Source organism: Jatrophihabitans sp. YIM 134969 (assembly GCF_054456675.1).
The window spans coordinates 13,455-31,884 of sequence record NZ_JBTJEQ010000030.1 but is presented as its reverse complement, the minus strand read 5'-3'; the positions used below and the strand labels follow the sequence as shown (position 1 = coordinate 31,884).

The window sequence follows — 18,430 nt, the reverse complement described above, 5'->3', positions numbered from 1 at the left end:
TCCCCCACGTGCACGTTCTCCGCTCCCTGCTCGTCGCGGTGCTGGTCGCGGCCGCCGGCCTCACCCTCGCGGTGGTGTCGGCGGCCCCGGCCCAGGCGGTCCAGACCGACGAGTTCGGCCTCAAGCCCGCCGGCGACAACCCCCGCGCGAAGATCGAGGTGCCCGCCAGCGGCGCGACCGAGACCGACGCCGTGGTCGTCTACAACCGCACCAACCACCCGATCACGGTCACCCTCGGCCTGGTCGGCGTGGACTCCCAGAAGGCCGGGCAGTACGCCATCGGCGACCGGGCGTCGGCCACGTCGGAACGGATCACCCCCGCCGCGACGACGATCCGACTCGGTGCCGCCCAGCAGGCCAACGTGCCGTTGACACTCGCGACCCCGCGCGGGACGACGGCACCGCAGTGGGCCGCGGTCGTCGCGACGGCCGGTGACATCGACACCGGTGCGCTCGCCGTGCGTCAGCGGCTCGCGGTGCTGGTCGGGTTCACGCCCACCACCGCGCTCGTGCCTGTCGCCGACGGCGGCATCGACTGGTGGTGGCTGCTGATCCTGCTCGTGGTCCTCGCCGTCACCGGCGGTCTCTGGTACTGGCGCAAGCGTCGTCGTGACGCCCGCAGCAAGGGTGGTCGGCACGGCGCGGCCCGGCACACGCCGCCGCCGGCGCGGACCTCGCACCGCCGGTCGGGCCGGCGCCCTCAGCCGGTCCCGGCACTGAACAGCGTGGCGCGATCGGGCCCCTGACCGACATCGCGACCACCGCAGACGGCGACGCCCGTCGCACCCTCCAGGGGGAGGGTGCGGCGGGCGTCGCTGTGTGCGCCGGCAGGCGTGGTGACGGTCAGGTGGTGCGACGGCTGCGCGAGAAGAACGTGACCGTGACGCCGACGACCAGCGCCCACCCCGCGACCACCGCCATGTTCTCGGTCGCGGTGCCGGTCGAGGCGAGTGCGCCCGGCGTGCCCGCCTGGGCCGCGGTCTTGACGATCTGCACCGTGCCCCACGGGATGACGGGGTTCCCGGTGCAGCTCACGGTCGACGTGCCGTAGGGCTTGCTGGTGTCGACGGCCGGGATGCCCGACGGCAGCGACTGCCCTGACGCTGGCGTCACCTTCGTGACGTACCAGTTCAGCGTGACGAGGAACGGGCTCGCGGTCGTGACGGTGACGGGGCCCGCGACGCTGGCCGGGAACGCCAGCGGCTTGCTCGCGGCGCCGGCGAGGGTCGCCATGCCCTGCGGCGAGACCGTGGCGCGCTGCACCGTCCCCTCGCTGGCGACCGGACCGAGCGTGATCGCACCGGAGAGCACGGTGTGGCTGGTGAACGTGCCGTCGACGGCGAAGCTGGGGGTCGCGCCCTTGAACGGCGCGGGGTCCATCGGGAGGTTGTCGATGGCCAGCGAGACCTCGTAGTCGGTGACGGTCACGGTGTCGCCGACCGCGGCGTTCGCGGGTCCGGCGGCGCTGACGGTGAGCTTGCCGGTGATGGTCGAGGCGCCGTTCGCCGTGCACTGCACCGGGAACGTGTTCGCGAGGACGGCCGAGGGCGACGGCGTGGCCGACGCCGGCGTGGCGAAGACGGTGAGCCCGAGGGCCGGGACGGCGACGGCAGCGACGGCGGCGACGGTCGCTGCAGCGCGTCGGGCGGTGGGACGGTGGGGCACTGCGGGTCTCCTCGGGTGCTCGGATGTCCGTGACGTCATCCCCCACGGAAGCTTGCTTCATGCACCCTTCACAAAGAAGCTTCCGTCTCGCGGTGACGTTCTGCGGCGAGAGTCACGGCCCGTTCCACCCATTCCACGTAATCCGGGCGCAGGTGGGTGCGGCCGGCGTAGGCCGCGAGGTACCGCCGGTGCAGTTCGGGGTCGTGCGCGGCGAGCCAGTCGAGGAACACCTGACGGGTGGCGCCGCGCAGGTAGAGCGGCAGGGCGGTGCGCACCGTGCCGCCGGCGTCGAGGATCGCGCCGACCGTCTCCTCGATCTGCTCGCGGCGGTCGGAGAGACCGGGCAGCACCGGTGCCATGAGCGCGCCGACCCGGATGCCGGCGTCGGCGAGGCGGCGCATCGCGTCGAGGCGGCGGCGCGGGTGCGGCGTGCCGGGTTCGGTCGCGCGCCACACGGCGTCGTCGACGGTGCCGACCGAGAAGCTGACGTGCACGTCGGTCCGCGCTGCTGCCGCCGTCAGCACGTCGACGTCGCGGGTGACCAGGGCCGACTTGGTCAGGACGGAGAAGGGGTTCCCCGCCTCGCCCAACACCTCGATGATCCCGCGCGTCAGCCGGTACCGCCCCTCCGCGCGTTGGTAGGGATCGGTGTTGGTGCCCATCGCGATGTGCTCGCCGCTCCAGCGCGGATCGGCCAGCTCCGCCCGCAGCTTCTCCACCGCGTTGACCTTGACGACGATCTTGGTGTCGAAGTCGGTCCCGGCGTCGAGGCCGAGGTACTCGTGGGTGGGACGAGCGAAGCAGTAGACACAGGCGTGACTGCATCCGCGGTAGGCGTTGACGGTCCAGCGGAACGGGACGTGCGACGTGCCGGGAACCTCGTTGATGATCTTCTTGGCCGCGACGTGGTGGAACTCCAACCCGGACAGGCGACCGGTGCCGCGTTCGGGGCCGGTCAGGGCGTCGGCCTCGAACAGGTGGGTCTGGCCGTCGCGTTCGTCGTCGATGCCGGGCCAGCGCACGTCGCCAGAGTAGAACAGGTGTTCGAGCGGCCGCCAGGGGGTCATCGGGTGGGCTAGCGTCGCCGTGATGCCTTCGCCCGGGGAGATCACCCGCCACCACGAACCCGATCCCGACGAGAACCCGTGGGTGCACGGCCCGCCCGAGCCCACCACGGTGCACATCGTCGAGTACGACTCGGGCTGGCCGGAGCGTTACGCCACGCTCGCCGCCTCGGTCCGCGACGTTCTGGGTGATCGGGTCGTCGACCTCGCCCACGTCGGTTCGACGTCGGTACCCGGGCTGGCCGCGAAGGACGTCATCGACATCGACCTGGTCGTGCCCGATCCGCGCGCCGAGGCCGACTACCTGCCCGCCCTGGAACGGCTCGGCTGGCGGCATGTGGTGCGGGAGCCGTCGTGGCACGAGCACCGCGGTCTCAACCGCACCGACCCGGCGGCCAACCTGCACGTGTTCGGCCCCGACAGTCCGGAGACCGTGCGCCACCGGATGTTCCGCGACTGGCTGCGGACGCACCCGGACGACCGGGAGCTGTACGCGCGCGCCAAGCGTGCGGCCGTTCCTGGGGGTGGGCGCGTCATGGACTACAACGCCCGCAAGCAGGACGTGGTCCGGGAGATCTACGACCGGCTGTTCCGCGCGGCGGGACTCCTCGACTGAGTCGACAACGCCGCCGACGCTCATTGGTGCTGGGTGCAACGGTCGAGGAAGAACTCGATGGTGGCGGGTGGTCGTCGCGCGGCGGCGATCTTGCGTTTCGCGATCCGTTCGACGCGAGATCGGCGTTGCCGTCGGCGGGGTGGTCGGGTCGGCGCCGTCGGTGTCCGCTCGGCCGTGTCGGGGGCGCGGTCGGCTTTGGTCTGGTTGCACCACACGCACATCCCGCGGGCGTTGGCCAGGCTGGTGGGTCCGCCGTGGGTGTGGGGTTGGTGGTGGTCGACATGCCGGATGGGGGCGTCGCAGTACGCGGTGGTGCAGGTGTCCTCGTCACGCAGCGCCACGAAGTCGGCCATGGCCTTGGTGAACTGACGGGATGCGGTCTCGGCGGTGATCAGCCGCCCCGCCGGGTCGCAGAACAGGCGGCGGACCCGGTGCGCGGTCTCGGTGTCGAGCACCATCGCCCGGGCCAGCGGTGCCGGTATCGGTGATCCGTCGGCCAGGCGGGCGGGGGTGTCGCTGGCACCGAGCAGGGTGCGGTCGGTGATGACCAGCTGCACCGCGAGCGGGACGGCGGGGGCCGAGGTTTGTCCGGTGATCCGTTCGACGACGGTGTCGGCCATGATCTGCCCAGCGGGGCGCTGGTCGCCGTGCACTCGGGCGTCTTTCACGGCTTGCTCCAGGGCGGCGCGGCAGGCGACGACCTGCACCATCGGGGCGAGCAGCGTCTGCCAGCCCATGGCGTCGGGTGCGGGGCGGCTGCTGACCCGCCGCTCACTGGCAGCTTTCGCGGCGCGGGCGCAGGCGCCGGCGGGGTCGAGTTCCTGCACGGCGGCGCGGGTGCGGCGGGTCAACGTCCGGTCGCCCCACCCGTCGAGGTTCGCCGCGATCCCGGCATCGACGATCTGCCGGTCCACCTGCTCCAGGGGTGCGACCTGGTCGAACACCAGACGCGCCCGCCGCTCCGACAACTCCCCGCGCTCCAGCAACGCGAACGTGCCCGGGGTGTCGGTAGGTGCTTCGACCGCCCACCGCAGGTAGTGCCCGCCGTGCCACGGGCTCAGCTTCAACGCCCGACCGAGTTCGGCGACCAGTTGCCGCCGGGCGTGCTCGCGCCGCCGCGCCCGACCCACACCGGGCTTCGGCGTGGTCGCGATCTCGACTTCGATCGCGGCGCTGCGTTCGGACGCCAGCGCCGCGGTCTCGCGGGCGATTTCGGCGGCCAGTCGACACCGTTGCGCGTCCAGCGCGGCGATCCGCGCGAGGCGGTCAACGGACTGACTGGTCATGTGTTCTATTCTAGTCTGAACGCTCGAGAAGTCAATGAAACGTTGATGATTCCTGCCGAGTGTGAACCTGTCCGATCCATGCACGCTCGAGCGAGCATGGGGTCGCACGGCGCCTGCCGCCCTACGAACGCTCTTCTGAGAGATTGACGAAGGTGCTGTCGTCTCAGGGCGTGCTCAACGCTCACGCACGGGCCGGCCCGCGCGGGCGCACCTCCGGCACGTGGCCCACCTGCTCATCGCGAGCCGTCTGGCGGCACCGGCACCACGGCGTCCACCGGCGAGCGGACGTGCCTGCCCGACCCTTCAATGTGCCTGAGTTCGGGTCGTAGGGCGGGGCTCCGGATTCGAGCGTCCGCGGCGCCGAAGGGTAGGAGATCGGTGTCACGACGCTCCGCACGCCGACGGCGGTAGAGGGAGGACGCGGACTGCGGGTGGAAGTAGTGCAGGACACGGCGGTCGCGACCGCACGGGCCGACCGGCCCGCGGGCACAGTTGTTTACTGCAACGATCATGCGCAGTGCGGTGGCGCCACCGGTGTGGGCCGCGCCGAGGGCAACGAACTCGGGCCACTGCACGACGGTTTCAAGGCGGCGCTCTGACCGCGCGTCAGACCGGCAACCGACCGAGCGGGAAGCCGCCGTCGACGTGCAGCACCTGGCCGGTGATCCACCGACCCTGGTCCGAGAGCAGGAACCGCACGGTGTCGGCGATGTCGGCCGGAGTGCCGAGCCGGCCGGTCGGCTGCAGCGCGGTGAGCTCCTCGCGCCAGGCCGGCTCCATCCAGCCGGTGTCGACCGGACCCGGGTTGACCACGTTGGCCCGCAACCCACGCCCACCGAGCTCGTGGGCCGCGGCGAGCACGAGCCGGTCGAGCGCACCTTTGGTCGCGCCGTACGGGAGGTTGCCGACGGTGTGGTCGCTGGTGAGCGCGACGACGCTGCCACCCGCATCGGGCAGTTGCTCGACGAACGCCTTGACCAACAGCCACGACGCCCGCACGTTCACCGCGTAGTGCCGGTCGAAGCTCTCGACGGTGGTCGTGAGCACGTCGGAGTCGACGCTCTCGCAGTGCGACATCACCAGCGCCGACACCGGCCCGAGCCGCCGACGGGCCTCGAGCAGCAGCGCGCCGGCTGCGTCGGGATCGGCGAGGTCGACCGGCACCAGCTCCACCCGGACGTCGTGGGCGTCGCGGAGTTCGCCCGCGACGGCCTCGGGATCGTCCGGTCCCGCCTCGTAGCCGAGCCGGTCGTCGTACGGGCGCCAGTACGACAGCACCAGGTCCCAGCCGTCCGCAGCGAGCCCCGCTGCGAGGCCCGCCCCGATGCCGCGCCGGCGTCCGACGCCCGTGATGACCGCAGTCCTCGTCACGGACGTCATCCTGCCGGTCGCGGCACCGGTCGGGCTGACCTCAGTCACCCTTGACGTTCACGATCTGCCGCAGCGTGTGTCGGACGGTGACGAGGTCGGCCGCATCGGCCATGACCACGTCGATGTCCTTGTACGCGTCGGGGTGCTCGTCGAGGAACGCGTCGGAACGGCCCCAGGTGATGCCGTCCATCCGCGCGTCGAGGTCGTCGCGCGTGAACCGCTTGCGCGCCGCGGCGCGCGAGTACTCACGCCCGGCACCGTGCGGGCTGCTGTTCAACGCGAGGGCGTTGCCCTTGCCCTCCACGACGTACGACGCGGCGCCCATCGACCCGGGGATCAACCCGGGACGGCCGGCGGTCGCGTCGATCGCCCCCTTGCGCGAGAGCCACACGGACTTGCCGAAGTGCTGCTCGCGCGCGGTGTAGTTGTGGTGGCAGTTGATCTCCTCGACCCGCTCGACCGTGCTGCCGATCGCCGCCGAGACGGCGTCGACCACACGGTCCATCATCACCTCGCGGTTGCGGAAGGCGAAGTCCTGCGCCCACCGCAACGCCTCGAGGTACGACCAGAACTCCGGCTCGCCCTCGACCAGGTACGCGAGATCGGGATCGGGCAACGTGATCCAGCGGCGGGCGCACTGCTGCTGTGCGACCTTGATGTGCTTGCCCGCCAGCTTGTTGCCGACCCCGCGCGAACCCGAGTGCAGGAACAGCCACACCCGGTCGGCCTCGTCGAGGCTGACCTCGATGAAGTGGTTGCCCGAACCGAGGGAACCCAACTGCAGGCGCCACTTCGGCGCGATCGCCTCGGCCTGGTCGACGCCGTCCAGGGCCTCGAGCGCCACGGCGTGGTCGACGGCCGTCCCGGTGACGTCGGCGTTGTAGCGGCCGGCCGACAGCGGGATGGCCCGGCTGATCGACGCGTGCAACGCGGATCGGTCGACGGCGGCGAACTGTGCCGCGTCGAACTGCGTGCGGACCGCCATCATCCCGCACCCGATGTCGACGCCGACCGCCGCCGGGATGATCGCGCCGAGGGTCGGGATGACGCTGCCGACCGTCGCACCCTTGCCGAGGTGGGCGTCGGGCATCAGCGCGACGTGCGGGTGGATGAACGGCATGGTGGCCGTCGTGACGGCCTGGGCGCGAGCGTTGTCGTCGAGGATCGACGCCCAGTTGATCAACTTCTCGGACAGGTGCTCCATCGCCGGTGGCTCCGTTCGTGCGTGGTGGACGAGGGTCTCCTGGGCGAGAGTCGAACTCACAGCCTCCTGCTTCGTAGGCAGGTGCTCTGTCCCGTTGAGCTACCAGGAGAAGCGAACGCGAAGGGTTGCAGACGCAGCAGAGCCGCCTGCGCCGGAAGGGGCGCGAGGCGGCTCTGCGGACAGGCGTGGTGCGTTACGCCGGCCGCGGCCGCTCTCGACGTTGTGCGACGTCGAGACTCCCGGGGACCAGCGGATACATCGCGGCGGTGGCGTTCACGGCTGGTCCTCTCCTGGTTCGTGCGGCGGCGGGCTGACGAAGACTACGAGCAAAGACCACGCTTGTCGAGGGTTTTCCCATCATGCGGCGAGCGCGGCGTACCGGCCCTCGGCCTCGAGCAGGTCCTCGTGCGTGCCCGTCTCGACGACCCGGCCGTGGTCGAGCACCACGATCTCGTCGGCGTCGCGGACCGTCGTGAGGCGGTGGGCGATGGTGATGGTGGTGCGTCCGACCGCCAGGGCGTCGAACGCCCGCTGCACCAACCGCTCGGTGTCGTTGTCGAGGGCGCTCGTGGCTTCGTCGAGCACGAGGATCTTCGGGTCACGCAACAGCGTGCGGGCGATCGCGATGCGTTGCTTCTCGCCACCGGAGAACCGGTGCCCGCGTGAACCGACCATCGTGTCGTAACCCTCGGGCAGTGACACGATGAGGTCGTGCACCTGCGCGGCCTTCGCGGCCGCCACGATCTGGTCGTCGGTGGCGTCGGGTCGGGCGTACCGCAGGTTCTCCAGGATGGTCGTGTGGAGCAGGTACGTCTCCTGACTCACCACCCCGACGACCGCGGCGAGATCGGCGAGCGTCATGTCGCGCAGGTCGACCCCGTCGATCGTGATGCGGCCCGACGTCGGGTCGTGCAACCGGGCGACCAGTCCGGCGAGCGTGCTCTTGCCGGAGCCGGTCTCGCCCACGAGGGCCACGGTGGTCCCCGCGGCGACGTCGAGGGTGAAGTGGTCGACCGCGGGCTTGGCCGCGCCCGGGTAGGTGAAGGTGACGTCCTCGAACCGCAGGTCGCCGCGCACCTTCCGGGGCTCGACCGCCACGGGCTCGGCCGGGTCGTCGACGTCGACGGGCAGGTCGAGGTACTCGAAGATCCGGGCGAACAGCGCGAGCGAGCTCGTCACCGAGACCCCGACGTCGAGCAGCCCCATGAGCGGGCGGAACAGCTGGTTCTGCAGGGCGGTGAACGCGACCAGGGTGCCGATGGTCAGCATGTCCCGGGTGCCGGGCAGGCCGGCGGCGAGGTAGATGACGGCCGGGATGGCCGCGAAGATGACGCTCATGGCCGCCATGCGCCAGCGGCCGGCGAGGTCGGAGCGCAGTTCCAGGTCGGTCAGGCGCACCGAGGACTCGGTGAACCGTTCGACCAGGGCGGGGCCGGTTCCCATCGTCTTCGCGAGCTGGATGCCGCTGATCGACAGGCCCTCCTCGATGATGACGTTGAGATCGGCCAGTTCCCGTTGCCGGGCCGCGGTGATCTCCTTGCGCATGCGGGCCACGCGGCGGGTGAGCAGCACGGCGGGCGGCATGACCACCAGCGAGATCAGGGAGAGCTTCCACGACAGGGCCGCCATGGCGACGGCCGTGGCCACGACGGTGGTGAGGTTCGAGGCGATCGAGGTCGCGGTGGAGGTGACGACCGACTGCATGCCGCCGATGTCGTTGGTGATCCGCGACTGCACCTCGCCGGTGCGGGTGCGGGTGAAGAAGCCCAGCGACTGCCGCTGCAGGTGGGCGAAGACGGAGGTGCGCAGGCCGTGCATGACGCGCTGGCCGACGCGGGTGCTGATCCAGGTCTGCACGACGCCGAACGCCGACGTGATCGCGGCGACCGCGACCATGCCGAGGACGAGGCCGACGAGCAGCCTGACGTCCTGGTGCGGCAGGGCGGTGTCGATGACCGCCTTGAGCAGGAACGGCGACGCCATTCCGACCAGGGACGACGCGACGATGATGGCGCTGACGACCGCGAGCTGGGTGCGGTAGGGACGGAACAGGGCGGCGATGCGCCGGGGGGACACGCGACGCGCCTGCTCGCGCTCGGCCGGCGTCACGGTGCGGCCGCCGGGACGACCGCCGCCGGGCATGCCGCCCTGGCTCGGCCCGCCGGGCAGGCGTTCGGTGCGGGTGGTGGGTGCTGTCGATGCTGTGGGTGCTGGCACTGGGCGACCCCTCTCGGATCGAGGGTGGCGCGGCGCCGGGCGGCGCCGTGGTGGGGAAGGCCGTGGAGACGTACTCGGGCCACCTCATTGATGAGGTTACCTCAACATGAGGCTACAAGTGCAAACGGTGCTAGTTTGTTCCCGTGCGCACCGACGAGTCCGCGGCCGTCGACGACGGCCTCGGCGAGCTGTTCTGGTCGGTCGCCCGTCAGCTGCGTCACCAGGGTCGCGAGACCGGCTTCCCTCACGACGTCACGCCCTCGCAGTCACGCGCGCTGGTCACGTTGATGCGGTCCGGCGCGGTCCGTCTCTCGACGTTGTCCGAGCAGCTGCACATCGCACCGCGCTCCACGACCGAGGTCGTCGACGCGTTGGAGGAGAAGGGCCTGGTCGCGCGCCGAGCGGATCCCGGCGACCGCCGCGCCACCCTGGTCGAGGTCACCCAGGCGGGCCGCGACGTCGGCGTCGCGATGCGGATCGCCCGCATGGAGCAGGCCGAGCGGTTCTTCGCCAAGCTCAGCGCCGCCGACCGCACGCGCCTCGCGTCGATCCTGCACCAGCTGCTCGACGACTGACCCGATGACCGCGCGGGCGCAGCAGGTCGACGGCGACGCCGTGCCGCCGTTCGCGCGCGCACCGGTCCTCGGCGCCGCGCTCGCGGTGGTGGTGGTCCTGACGGCCGCGAGCGTCGGCTACGGCTACGACCGCGACGAGCTGTACTTCCGGATGCTGCGCCCGGCGTGGGGTTACGTCGACCAGCCGTTCCTGACGCCGCTGATCGTGCACGGCGTCGCGCAGGTCGTCGACACCGTCTGGGCCATCCGGTTCCCCGGCACCCTGTTCGTCGCCGCGAGTGTCGTGGTGGTCGGCCTGCTCGCGCGCGAGTTCGGCGGTGACCGTGGCGCCCAGGCGCTCGCGGCATGGGGGTACGGCTTCGCCGCCATGCCCCTGGCTCTCGGCCACACGGCGATCACGGCCACGTTCGACCTGCCGTTCTGGCCCGCGATCGCGTTGGCCGTCGCGCGCGCCCAACTGCGGAACCGTCCACGGTGGTGGCTGGTCGCGGGCGCGCTGGTCGGCATCGACCTGTGGAACAAGGTGCTCGTGGTCGTGCTGCTCGCGGCGCTGTTGGCGGGCATCGTCGTGGCCGGTCCGCGCGACCTGCTGCGGTCGAGGTGGGTGTGGGGTGGGGTCGCTGTCGCGGTCGTCGTCGGGTCTCCGACGATCGTCTACCAACTCGTGAACGGCCTGCCTCAGCTCGACGTCGGGGCCGCGGTCGCGGACCACAACGCTTCCGACGTCCGCGTGCAGATGTGGTGGTTCCTGTTCCTCATCCTCGGCCCGCCGCTGACGATCGTGTGGGTCGCGGGTCTCGCCGCGCTCTGGGGCCGGCCCGCCGTGCGGTTCCTCGCCGCGGCGTTCCCGTTCCTGCTGCTCGGGGTGTTCGCGATGGGCTCGCAGGTCTACTACCCGCTCGGTCTGGTCACCGTGCTGTACGCCGCGGGCTGCGCTCCGGTGGTCCGGTGGTGGCGGCGTGGTCGGGCGGGCGCCCGGCGTGGCCTCGCGGTCGGGCTCGTGGCGCTCAACGTCGTGGTGTCGTCCGTCCTGGGGTTGCCGGTCGTGCCCGTGGGGGCGGTGGGGTCGACGCCGGTGCCCGGGATCAACATGCTGGTCGCCGACTCCATCGGCTGGCCCCGCTACGTCGACGAGATCCGCGCCGTGTACGACGCCACCTCGGCGCCGTCCGGTGCCGAGGTCGTGGTGCTCGCGTCCAACTACGGCGAGGCCGGGGCGGTCAGCCGGTACGCGCCCGAGCTGCCCGTGGTCAGCGGCCAGAACGCGTTGTGGGACCAGACGCGACCGGCTGCGGATGCCACGGTGGTGGTCGTGGTCGGCGACCAGTACGACCAGGCGCAGCGGTGGTTCGCCAGCTGCGAGGTGCGCGCGCGTCTCGACAACGGGGTCGACGTCGACAACGAGGAGCAGGACGTGCCGGTCGCGGTCTGCCGGGACCCGGTCGGGGGCTGGGACACGGTCTGGCCGCGGGTGCGTCACCTCGACTGACGACACCCCTGCCGGAGCCACGCCGCCAGGTTGGGACGATGACGGTGTGACCGCGCCCGGAGGACCCGACGCCCACGACCCGACGGCCTGGTTCGAGCAGCTGTACGGCGACGCGGCCGCGGGTACCGCCGTCGTGCCGTGGGACCTCCCGAACCCCGGGGCCGGCGTGGTGGAGTGGGCGCAGGGCCGTGAGCTCACCGGGGTGCGCACCCTGGTCGTCGGCTGTGGGTACGGGCGTGACGCCGAGTACCTCGCGGGTCGGGGAGCAGACGTCACCGCGTTCGACATCGCCCCCACCGCAGTCTCGGGGGCGCGCGAGCGGCACCCCGACACGGCGGTCACCTACCTCGTCGCCGACCTGCTGTCACCCCCGACCGACTGGCTCGGGGCGTTCGACCTCGTCGTCGAGAACATGAACGTGCAGGCGTTGCCCGAACCGTTGCGCTCCGACGCGATCGCGGCGGTCGGCCGGTTCGTCGCTCCCGGTGGCACGCTCGTGGCGACGGAGGCGGCGCGGGCCGACGACGCCCCCGCCGAACCCGGTCCGCCCTGGCCCTTCCTCCGCGCGGAGATGGAGTCGTTCGGCTCGGGCGTCCTGACGCTGGTCGCGCTCGACGGCACCGACCCCCTGACGCGGTGGCGCGCCGAGTTCCACCGGCCGACCACCGTCCCGGTGCCGGAGCGGCTCTACCACGTGGCGTTGCGCGAGGACTGGGACGAGGCCGTGCGCAGCGGGGCGTACGTGTGGTCGACACGCGGGATCACCGTGGCCGACGAGGGTTTCGTGCACCTGTCACGGGCGGAGCAGGTCGCCGGGACACTCCGCCTCTTCTACGCGGACGTGCCCGGTGAGCTCGTGCTGCTCGTCGTCGACCCGGAACTCACGCACGCCGAGATGAAGCTGGAGGACGGCTTCTTCCACACCTACGGCGAGCTGCCGGTCACGGCCGTGGTCGAGGTGCTGCCGATCGTCCGCGGCGTGGACGGCGGGTGGGTCGCGCCGGTCAGCTGATCTCGGCGCCGAGCTGCTGCAGCTTGTCGCGGAAGTTCTCGTAGCCGCGGTAGATGACGTCCACGCCGTGCACGGTCGACGTGCCCTCGGCGGCGAGGGCAGCGATCAGGTGCGAGAATCCGCCGCGGAGGTCGGGGATGTCGAGCTCGGCCGCGTGGAGTTTGGTCGGTCCGGAGATGACGGCCGAGTGCACGAAGTTGCGCTGCCCGAACCGGCACGGGGTGCCGCCCAGGCAGTCGGGGTAGAGCTGGATGACCGCGCCCATCTTGACGAGTGCGCCGGTGAACCCGAGGCGGTTCTCGTAGACCGTCTCGTGGACGATCGACAGGCCACTGGCCTGGGTCAGCGCGACCGCGAGTGGCTGCTGCCAGTCGGTCATGAGACCGGGGTGGACGTCGGTCTCGAGCGCGATGGGGTTCAGGTCGCCACCGGGGTGCCAGAAGCGGATGCCGTCGTCGCGGATGTCGAGTCCGCCGCCGATGCGCCGGAAGACGTTGAGGAACGTCATCATGTCGGCCTGCCGGGCGCCGGCGACGAACACGTCGCCGCGGGTGGCGAGCGCGGCGCTGCCCCAGCTCGCAGCCTCGATGCGGTCGGGCATCGCGCGGTGCGAGTACCCGGTGAGGGTGTCGACACCGGTGATCCGCAGCGTGCGGTCGGTGTGGGTCTCGATGATCGCGCCCATCTTCTGCAGCACGGCGATGAGGTCCATGACCTCGGGCTCGACGGCGGCGTTCGACAGTTCGGTCACGCCGCGGGCCGTGACCGCCGAGAGCAGCACCTGCTCGGTGGCGCCGACGCTGGGGTACGGCAGGGCGAGCTTGGTGCCGACCAAGCCGTCGGGGGCGGTGATGTGCAGGCCGTCGGGCGCCTTGTCGACGACCGCGCCGAACTGCCGCAGCGCCTCGAGGTGGAAGTCGATCGGGCGGTCGCCGATGCGGCAGCCACCGAGGTCGGGGATGAACGCCCGGCCCAGGCGGTGCAGCAGCGGGCCGCAGAACAGGATCGGGATGCGGCTGGCGCCGGCGTGCGCGTTGATCTCGGCGACGTCGGCGTCCTCGACGTGGGCCGGGTCGAGCACGAGGGTGCCCGGCTCGTCGCCGGGGCGGACCGCGACACCGTGCGCGCCGAGCAGGCGGGTGACCACGCCGACGTCGCTGACGTCCGGCACGTTGCGCAGGACGCTCGGGGTCGTGCCGAGCAGGGCCGCGACCATCGCCTTGGGAACCAGGTTCTTCGCGCCGCGCACCGTCACGGTGCCCTCGAGCGGGGTGCCGCCTCGCACCGTCATCGTCGTCACGGTGCTCCAGTGTGCCTCCCCGGGGTCGCCCGGCCGCGCACCCGGCCCGCCCGCGTTTCGCGCGTGACGCTGGGACCCGCGGCTCGCCGAGTTCCACCGCGACGCCATGGCCGCGTACGCCGCCGCCCGGCTGCGCTGAGCGCGTCAGTCGCCTCGCGCCGGGGTCGCGGGTGACGCTGCGGTGCCGCGGCGCGAGCTCCGGCTCCGAGTGCCGCGGGTCCGGGCGACCCGGGTGAAGTACAGGAAGGCGCCGAGGACGGTCACGACCAGGAACGCGATCGAGCCGCGGGCCACCCACAGCCACGGCGAGGACTGGTCGCCCGCGCCGAAGAACGCGGCGGCCTGGTCGCCCTTGGTCCCGTCCGGAGTGCCGAGGACGATGCCGACCGAGCCCAGCAGGATGGGCAGCAGGATCAGGGCGAGCACCAGCATCGCCTGGTCGTTGTCGGGGATCGGCTTGCGGCGGACGAGCAACCAGGCGATCCGGCCGAGGGAGAACAGCGGCAGGACGACCATGGCCCAGACCAGCGACCAGGCGAGCAGGGCGCCGTACGGCACCAGCAGCCCGTACACCGCGATGCCACCCCAGATCGAGTGGTCACCCGGCTCGAGGGCGTACGCGACCGGTGCCGTGAGGGCGAGCAACACGGTCAGCGGCAGCGGTAGCAGCCAGAGCTCGCGCGGTGGCCAGCCGAGGGCGTGACCGGTCGCGGCCGTGGAGTCGCCGCGCCGGAGTCGGGTGATGGCGGCGTACCGCGCGGTGATGCCGCCGGGTCGGGTGGTCCAGGCCCAGAGCGTGGCGACGATCGCGGCGCCCACGAAGGCGCCGAACCCGAGCCCCATGGTCACGCCGATGTGGTCACCCGAGGGGCCGTCGGCGAGCAGCAGGCCCCAGCCGGCGCCGGACACCGCGAGGGTCACGACGCCGAGCAGGGCGCCGGGACCGGTCACTCGTCGGCGACGCGCAGGGGGTGCCTTCCGGTCGGTGCGTCTGACGGTCCGGCCCACACCTCGACCCTGCCACGAGGTCAGGGGAGTGCAGCGCGAGGTCAGCGGAAGTTGCGGGACATGTCGCGCAGGGTCATCGGCAGGCGTTCGATCTTCTCGGCGACGACGTTGACCACGCCCTGCTCGGACTCCACCATCCCGCGGATCAGCAGGCCGGCGCTGTCGCGGGCGACCCGGCGGTAGCGCGCCCAGACCACCGGGGAGCAGATGACGTTGATCATGCCGGTCTCGTCCTCGAGGTTGACGAACGTCGTGCCGCTCGCGGTCGCCGGGCGCTGCCGGTGCGTGACGACTCCGCCGACCAGTACCCGGGTGCGGTCGGGGGTCTGCTTGAGGTCCGCGGCGGTGACGCAGCCCCGCTCGTCCAGTTGCGGACGGATGAGCGCGGTCGGGTAGGTGTCGGTGACACCGGTCGACCACAGGTCGGCCATCAACTGCTCGGGTGCGCTCATCACCGGTAGCTCGGGGACCCTCTCCTCGGCGGGCGCGGTGATGTCCAGCTGCCCCGGCCGGAACGACGCGACGCTGCCTGCGGTCCACAACGCCTCGCGGCGGTTCGCCGACAGGGGGTCGCACGCGCCGGCAGTGGCCAGGGCCTCGACCTGTTCGGCCTTCAACCCGGTGCGCCGGACCAGGTCGGCGAGCGACCGGTAGCGGCCGTGAGCGTTGCGCTCAGCAACGATCGCCTCGGCGGTGTCGTCGGAGATCGTGGTGACGTCGGCGAGACCGAGCCGTACCGCAGGTTGCGCCGGGCGGTCGGCGCCGTAGGTGAGCAGGTCACTGGCGTGGGCCGGTTCGTCGTCGCTCACGGCCTCGAGCGAGGCGGTGGCGAGCGAGCGGTCGAGGTCGGGGCCGCGGACGACGACTCCGTGCCGCTTGGCGTCGTGGGCGAGGCTCTGCGGCGAGTAGAACCCCATCGGCTGCGCGTTGATCAACGCGGCGCAGAACGCGGCCGGGTGGTAGAGCTTGAGCCAGCTGCTGGCGTAGACCAGCAACGCGAAGCTGATCGAGTGGCTCTCGGCGAAGCCGAACGCCGCGAAGGCCCGGACCTTCTCGTAGATGGAGTCCGCGACCGCGCCGGTGATCCCACGGCGTTCCATCCCCTCGTACAGGCGCACCTTCATCGCGGCGATCTTCGACTCCGACCGCTTCGAGCCCATCGCGCGGCGCAGCTGGTCGGCCTCGGCCGGGGTGAACCCCGCGCCGTCGATGGCGATCTGCATGAGCTGTTCCTGGAACAACGGGATCCCGAGCGTCTTGCGCAGGGCGTTCTCCAGCGACGGGTGCGGGTAGGTGACGGCCTCGAGGCCGTTGAGGCGGCGGATGTACGGGTGCACCGAGTCGCCCTGGATCGGCCCGGGACGGATGAGTGCGACCTCGACGCACAGGTCGTAGAACTTGCGGGGTTTGAGCCGGGGGAGCGTCGCCATCTGGGCGCGGGACTCGACCTGGAACACGCCGACGGAGTCGGCGGCGCAGAGCATGTCGTAGACGCGCGGGTCCTCCTTGGGGATCGAGTCGAGGTCGTAGCGACGGCCGTACCAGCCCTCGATGAGCTCGAAGGCGTAGTGCAGCGCCGAGAGCATCCCCAGGCCCAGCAGGTCGAACTTCACCAGTCCGACCTCGGCGCAGTCGTCCTTGTCCCACTGCAGGACGGTGCGTTTCGGCATCCGCCCCCACTCGACCGGGCAGACCTCGATGACCGGGCGGTCGCAGATCACCATGCCGCCGGAGTGGATGCCGAGGTGGCGTGGTGCATCCTGCAACTGTTCGGCGAGGGTCAGCACCGGCAGCGGGATGTCGGTCTGGCCGGAACCGTCCTTCCCGCCGGCGTCGCCGGTGATCGGTGTCCAGTAGTAGCCCTGCTCGATCTGCTTGCTCCAGGCGTCCTGCTGGCCGGGGGAGTGCCCGAGCGCCTTGGCGACGTCCCGCACCGCTGACTTCGGCCGGTAGGTGATGACGTTCGCGACCTGGGCGGCGTTGTCGCGGCCGTAGGTGTCGTAGACGTGCTGGATGGCTTCCTCGCGGCGGTCGGACTCGATGTCGATGTCGATGTCCGGGGCGCCGTCGCGTTCCGGGGCGAGGAAGCGTTCGAAGAGCAGGTCGTAGAACACGGCGTCGACGGCGGTGACGTCGATGGCGTAGCAGACCGCCGAGTTCGCGGCCGATCCGCGGCCCTGGCAGAGGATCCCCTGCTTCTTGCAGAACTGGACGATGTCCCAGACCACGAGGAAGTACCCCGGGAAGTTGAGCTCGTCGATGATCCGCAGCTCGTGCTCGACGACGTCGTAGGGGTTCTTGCGGTCGAACCGGCGCCCCCACGCCGCCGCTTCGTCGTAGGTGCCCCACTTGCGGCGGGCGCCGTCGAGGGCGAGCTGACGCAGGAAGGTCATCTCGGTCATCCCCGGTGGCACCGGGAACGGCGGCAGGTCGGGTGCGACGAGCTTCAGCGGGAACGCGAGCTCACGTCCGAGCTCGGCGGCGTACGACACCGCCCCCGGCCACCGGGCGAAGCGGTCGAGCATCTCCGCGCCCGAGCGCAGGTGGGCGTCGGCCCAGCCCGGCAACCAGCCGTCGACCTCGTCGAGGCTGCTGCGGGCGCGGACCGCGGCGGTGGCGGTGGCGAGCGGACGGCCGTCGGGAGCCGCGTAGTGCGCGCCGGTGGTGGCGACGACCGCGAGGCGCTGCTCGGCGGCGAGGTCGACCAGCGCCTCGTAGCGTTCGTCGGCGAGCGGGTCCAGGGCGTGGGTGAGTTCGACGACGACCTGGTCGCGGCCGAACCGGTCGACCAGTTCGGCCAGTTCGCGGCGGGCCGGGTCGAGGGCGAACGTGCCGCGCGGTGCCGACTCCAGCGCCTGCCGCACCGAGCCCTTGCGGCAGCCGGTCAGCACCGTCCAGTCGCCGCCCGCGGCCTCGGTGAGGGCGTCGAGGTCGTGGATCGGCCGGCCCTTCACCCCGCCGCGGCGGTGGGCGTGGGCGATCTGCGCCGACAGGCTCGCGTACCCCGCGGGCCCCCGCGCCAGGGTCAGCAGGTGCCGCCCGGGAGGGTCGGGGACGCCGGCGCGGGCCGCGACCATCCGCTCGGTCTGGGTGCTGGGCATGGCGATGTCGAGGTTCAGCTCGGCGCCGAACACGGTCGGCAGCCCGAACGCGCTCGCCGCCTCGGCGAACCGGACGATGCCGTAGAAGCCGTCGTGGTCGGTGATCGCCAGCGCCTCCAGCCCGAGCGCCACGGCCTCCTCGACCATGCGCTCCGGCCCGGACGAGCCGTCGAGGAAGCTGAACGAGCTGTGGGCGTGCAGGTCGGCGAACGGCACGGTGGAGTCGGCCCGTTGCAGCCGTGGATCGGGCTGGTACTCGTCGCGCTTGCGGGACCACGCGGGGGAGTCGCCGCCGTCGGGGGCGGACCCGAAGTCGAACGGCCGCCGCTCGGTGCCGTTCGCGTCCGGCAGCGACGGCCGGCCGGACAGCTGCCGCTCCAGCTCGCGCCACGGCACGTCCGGGTTGTTGAACCCCACGCGAACAGTATCGAACAAGCGTACGAGGAGCGCAAACCCGCCCCCGGTGCCCCAGTGCCCCCGGTGCCCGTGCCCCGGTGCCCCGCCGCCGCGCGATCAGTGATC

Annotated in this window: 15 protein-coding genes and 1 tRNA gene; 6 read left to right on the top strand and 10 right to left on the bottom strand. The window is 71.9% G+C overall.

The window, feature by feature from the left end:
- Positions 1–8 precede the first annotated feature (8 nt).
- A complete protein-coding gene (locus tag ACXR2U_RS15795; RefSeq protein ID WP_458826019.1) occupies positions 9–746 on the top strand; it encodes a hypothetical protein in 738 nt (245 codons plus the stop codon).
- 97 nt (positions 747–843) lie between these two features.
- Here the strand turns inward: ACXR2U_RS15795 and ACXR2U_RS15790 are convergent, their stop codons facing one another.
- A complete protein-coding gene (locus ACXR2U_RS15790; RefSeq protein ID WP_458826018.1) occupies positions 844–1,665 on the bottom strand; it encodes a hypothetical protein in 822 nt (273 codons plus the stop codon).
- Between the two features lie 68 nt (positions 1,666–1,733).
- Entirely contained in the window at positions 1,734–2,732 is a 999-nt protein-coding gene (locus ACXR2U_RS15785) for a radical SAM protein (RefSeq protein ID WP_458826017.1), read from the bottom strand.
- A 22-nt stretch (positions 2,733–2,754) separates the two neighbouring features.
- Here ACXR2U_RS15785 and ACXR2U_RS15780 point away from each other — a divergent pair, with 22 nt between their 5' ends.
- A complete protein-coding gene (locus tag ACXR2U_RS15780; protein WP_458826016.1) occupies positions 2,755–3,345 on the top strand; it encodes a GrpB family protein in 591 nt (196 codons plus the stop codon).
- Positions 3,346–3,365: 20 nt separating this feature from the next.
- On the opposite strand, the gene ACXR2U_RS15775 is transcribed toward ACXR2U_RS15780, so the two are convergent.
- Entirely contained in the window at positions 3,366–4,631 is a 1,266-nt protein-coding gene (locus ACXR2U_RS15775) for an HNH endonuclease (RefSeq protein WP_458826015.1), read from the bottom strand.
- Positions 4,632–5,071: 440 nt separating this feature from the next.
- Between ACXR2U_RS15775 and ACXR2U_RS15770 the strand changes: the two genes are divergently transcribed.
- On the top strand, positions 5,072–5,230 hold the full coding sequence (locus ACXR2U_RS15770) for a hypothetical protein (RefSeq protein ID WP_458826014.1): 159 nt from the start codon (positions 5,072–5,074) through the stop codon (positions 5,228–5,230).
- A gap of 7 nt (positions 5,231–5,237) precedes the next feature.
- On the opposite strand, the gene ACXR2U_RS15765 is transcribed toward ACXR2U_RS15770, so the two are convergent.
- The 4 genes from ACXR2U_RS15765 to ACXR2U_RS15750 form a co-directional block, all read right to left on the bottom strand.
- Positions 5,238–6,011, bottom strand: coding sequence for an SDR family oxidoreductase (locus ACXR2U_RS15765; RefSeq protein WP_458826013.1), 774 nt, complete (start codon positions 6,009–6,011; stop codon positions 5,238–5,240).
- Between the two features lie 31 nt (positions 6,012–6,042).
- On the bottom strand, positions 6,043–7,206 hold the full coding sequence (locus ACXR2U_RS15760) for an RtcB family protein (protein ID WP_458826053.1): 1,164 nt from the start codon (positions 7,204–7,206) through the stop codon (positions 6,043–6,045).
- A 35-nt stretch (positions 7,207–7,241) separates the two neighbouring features.
- Positions 7,242–7,315: transfer RNA gene (locus ACXR2U_RS15755), tRNA-Arg, on the bottom strand.
- A 248-nt stretch (positions 7,316–7,563) separates the two neighbouring features.
- Positions 7,564–9,348: an ABC transporter ATP-binding protein gene (locus ACXR2U_RS15750; protein ID WP_458826051.1), complete on the bottom strand. Its 1,785-nt coding sequence runs from the start codon at positions 9,346–9,348 to the stop codon at positions 7,564–7,566.
- 218 nt (positions 9,349–9,566) lie between these two features.
- Between ACXR2U_RS15750 and ACXR2U_RS15745 the strand changes: the two genes are divergently transcribed.
- Genes ACXR2U_RS15745 through ACXR2U_RS15735 form a run of 3 tightly spaced genes read left to right on the top strand, consistent with a single transcriptional unit; the run spans position 9,567 to position 12,499 of the window.
- A complete protein-coding gene (locus tag ACXR2U_RS15745; RefSeq protein WP_458826012.1) occupies positions 9,567–9,998 on the top strand; it encodes a MarR family winged helix-turn-helix transcriptional regulator in 432 nt (143 codons plus the stop codon).
- Between the two features lie 4 nt (positions 9,999–10,002).
- Positions 10,003–11,487, top strand: a complete 1,485-nt coding sequence (locus ACXR2U_RS15740) for an ArnT family glycosyltransferase (protein ID WP_458826011.1) — start codon at positions 10,003–10,005, stop codon at positions 11,485–11,487.
- Between the two features lie 46 nt (positions 11,488–11,533).
- A complete protein-coding gene (locus ACXR2U_RS15735) occupies positions 11,534–12,499 on the top strand; it encodes a DUF952 domain-containing protein (protein ID WP_458826010.1) in 966 nt (321 codons plus the stop codon).
- Here ACXR2U_RS15735 and murA read toward each other — a convergent pair.
- The 3 genes from murA to ACXR2U_RS15720 form a co-directional block, all read right to left on the bottom strand.
- Positions 12,492–13,790 carry a UDP-N-acetylglucosamine 1-carboxyvinyltransferase gene (murA, locus tag ACXR2U_RS15730; RefSeq protein WP_458826009.1) on the bottom strand — a complete coding sequence of 433 codons (1,299 nt, stop codon included), beginning with the start codon at positions 13,788–13,790 and terminating at the stop codon, positions 12,492–12,494. The genes ACXR2U_RS15735 and murA overlap by 8 nt on opposite strands.
- Before the next feature lie 153 nt (positions 13,791–13,943).
- Complete coding sequence (locus tag ACXR2U_RS15725; RefSeq protein ID WP_458826008.1) at positions 13,944–14,750, bottom strand: hypothetical protein; 807 nt, start codon at positions 14,748–14,750, stop codon at positions 13,944–13,946.
- A gap of 98 nt (positions 14,751–14,848) precedes the next feature.
- Entirely contained in the window at positions 14,849–18,325 is a 3,477-nt protein-coding gene (locus tag ACXR2U_RS15720; protein ID WP_458826007.1) for an error-prone DNA polymerase, read from the bottom strand.
- Positions 18,326–18,430 lie beyond the last annotated feature (105 nt).

Coding starts and splice junctions, on each gene's coding strand:
- ACXR2U_RS15785 (WP_458826017.1), bottom strand. CDS start 2,732: ATGACCCCCTGGCGGCCGCTCGAACACCTGTTCTACTCTGGCGACGTG.
- ACXR2U_RS15780 (WP_458826016.1), top strand. CDS start 2,755: ATGCCTTCGCCCGGGGAGATCACCCGCCACCACGAACCCGATCCCGAC.
- ACXR2U_RS15775 (WP_458826015.1), bottom strand. CDS start 4,631: ATGACCAGTCAGTCCGTTGACCGCCTCGCGCGGATCGCCGCGCTGGAC.
- ACXR2U_RS15765 (WP_458826013.1), bottom strand. CDS start 6,011: ATGACGTCCGTGACGAGGACTGCGGTCATCACGGGCGTCGGACGCCGG.
- ACXR2U_RS15760 (WP_458826053.1), bottom strand. CDS start 7,206: ATGGAGCACCTGTCCGAGAAGTTGATCAACTGGGCGTCGATCCTCGAC.
- ACXR2U_RS15750 (WP_458826051.1), bottom strand. CDS start 9,348: ATGCCCGGCGGCGGTCGTCCCGGCGGCCGCACCGTGACGCCGGCCGAG.
- ACXR2U_RS15740 (WP_458826011.1), top strand. CDS start 10,003: ATGACCGCGCGGGCGCAGCAGGTCGACGGCGACGCCGTGCCGCCGTTC.
- murA (WP_458826009.1), bottom strand. CDS start 13,790: ATGACGGTGCGAGGCGGCACCCCGCTCGAGGGCACCGTGACGGTGCGC.